This is a genomic window from Kitasatospora sp. NPDC059577 (genome assembly GCF_042735475.1).
Taxonomy (GTDB): Bacteria; Actinomycetota; Actinomycetes; order Streptomycetales; family Streptomycetaceae; genus Kitasatospora.
On record NZ_JBHWBZ010000001.1, the window covers coordinates 156,170 to 158,546 of the forward strand.

The following is a 2,377-nucleotide window of genomic DNA, read 5'->3' on the forward strand; positions in this document are numbered from 1 at the left end:
CGCGCGCCGGCGCGGGCGCCGCCGCGGGCCCTCCCCCGCCGCGCCGCGGGGGCCCGGGGGCGGCGCGGCGGGGCCCGGCCGCCGCCCGCGCGCGCCCCCCCCCCCCCCCCCCCCGCGGCTGAACGGACGTGTCACCGCTGGGCGCTGTGCCGTCGGCGCAGCATGAAGACGGCGGCCGCGGTGAGCAGGACCCCGCCGCCCAGCGCACTGGCGCCGGCGATCGGGAAGCCGCCCAGGGACAGGCCGCCGAGGCCGGCGGCGACGCCGCCGCCGGGGTTGCCGGAGGTGGCCTGGTTGACGGCGGCGGTGTTCGGCAGTGCGACGTAGGGGAACGCCGTGCCGAAGGCGTGGTCGTTGGCGTTCACGCCGTCACCGGCGGCCAGGGCGGGCACGATCGTTCCGGTCTGTGCCGCGCCCTCCAGGGCCTGGAGTTCGATGTCGACGACGTCGTCGGCGAGGCGGCGGCCGTTGGGGAAACCGGCCAGGTCCTTGGCGAGGACACCGAGGCGGTTGGGGGACGCCGCCGGCGGGACGGACATGTTGAGGCGCAGTTCCTCGCCGGGCAGGAACGCGTCCTTGCTCACGTCGGCGTTGAGGAGCTGGGAGTTGAGGTCGGCCTGGATGGGACCGCCGGAGTTCTTCGAGATCCCGGTGAGGAAGATCTCCACCAGGTCGTTGCGCGGGGTGGCGGGCGCCGGGATGCCGTAGACGCTCTGGATGAGCTTCGGCACGATCGGGTCCTTGACCTTGTCGACCACCGGGGTGACGGTGGCGTCCTTCTCGGGGCTCAGCGCGTTGAAGGCGTCCTTGTACTTGATCGGGACGACGACCTCGTTGACCAGCGGGTTGCCGAGCCGGGAGACCTGTCGGAAGCCCTCGCCGCCCTTGTCGTCCTTCGTGCCCTCGCCGCCCTTGTCACCGCTGCCGACGACCGTCGCGCCCCTGCGGTCGGTGGTGGACCACACGCCGATCACGGGGTTGCGGGTCGGGTCGCCCTTGAGCGCGAGGTCCTTCTTGGGGACCTGGATGGCGATGGTGTTGACGTTGTAGCCGCTCAGGGTGTCGTGTCCGGACTCCTTGAGGTTCCCGCCGTAGAGCAGGTCGAAGACCCGCAGGTCGAGGAAGAACGGGTCGTCAGCCTGCCCGGCGTAGGTCTGCCCGCCGCCGGGCAGGTCGAACGTCGCCTGCTTGCGCAGCGACGCGTAGTCGGGCATCGAGGCCTGGCCCGTGTTCGACGGCGCAGCGACCGCGTCCTTGAGGAGGGTCTTCGTGGACCCGTCCGCACGGGTCTCCGTGAGGGTGTAGGTCTGGCGGAAGTTCAGCGTCTGGTCGTCCAGGTTGTTCACGACACCCGTGTTGTAGAGGAACTGGTTCGCGTCGTCGCGGTAGTGGTTGCTGAACGTCCAGGTGTAGGTGGTGTCGGCCTTGCCGTCACCATCGGCGTCGATCTTGATGTTGTAGCGCGCGTCGTCCGCGAACGCGTAGAAGTTCGGCCCGCCGTTGGGCTCCTCGAAGGGGATCCAGTTCGCGATCAGTGTGACGGTGTCCGGCTTGTCGGGACTGACGAAGGCGTACACGTCGGTGTTGTCCGCGCGGGGATCACCTGCGATCAGCGGCGCCTCACGGTGGCTGGAGGCGGAACTGACACCGGGCGCGAGACCGGCGAGGGCACCGGCGGCGGCGAGGGCGAGCGCGCCCATCCCGGCCAGCGGCCGTTCGGCGCGGCGCGCGAGGGAGGGCCGGCGGGGCGAAGGGGGAGGCTGCATGGTCCGTCTTTCGAGAGGATGGTCCGGACGGTTGGTGTGCCGCGCCTGACCGGCACACCGGTCTCGCGGACGTCGAGTGACGCCGCTTCCGGGTGCGGCGAGCTCCGTGGCGCCGTCACCGTGACCGGGTGCGACGCGCGTGCGGGGCCGATGCCGGGCATCCCGCGGCGGGATGGTGGCGCGAACGTCCACTGCCGGACGGAAGGTGGTGAGCCCTTCATAAAGTCATCACATGCCGTGCCGCCGTGCCTACCGCATTGCGCCGTTCGGGAGTCGGGGCAGCCTGCGGTCCTCCCGGCCGAGGCGATCAGGTACGGGGCGGCAGCCCGGTGGTGAGGTCCACTCGGCGCGCTGGTCTGCTCGGCGCACCGGCCAGGTCGGCGACGGACCGGTGGACCCCTTCCTCGTCGCGGGCCCCGGCGGCCGCCTCCCGCGCCGCGACCGGCTGCCCGGCACGGTGCTCGCTGCGCAGCCCGGACAGGCAGCTCCGACACGCAGCCCCGACACGCAGAAGTGCCCCCCCCCCCCCCGGGGGGGGGCGGGGGCCCCCGGCTGCCCCCGCGGGGGGGGGGGCGCCCAGGGGTGGCGGGCGCGGCGGCCCCGGGGGAGGG

General features: G+C 73.2%; 1 protein-coding gene. It reads right to left on the reverse strand.

Translation table 11 applies throughout. From position 1 onward, the window contains the following. Positions 1-131: 131 nt before the first annotated feature. On the reverse strand, positions 132-1,766 hold the full coding sequence (locus ACFV0O_RS00745; RefSeq protein ID WP_380334366.1) for a DUF4331 domain-containing protein: 1,635 nt from the start codon (positions 1,764-1,766) through the stop codon (positions 132-134). Between the last annotated feature and the right edge of the window lie 611 nt (positions 1,767-2,377).

Bases quoted from the DNA above. Each gene is read 5' to 3' on its own strand.
- ACFV0O_RS00745 (WP_380334366.1), bottom strand. From the start codon at position 1,766: ATGCAGCCTCCCCCTTCGCCCCGCCGGCCCTCCCTCGCGCGCCGCGCC.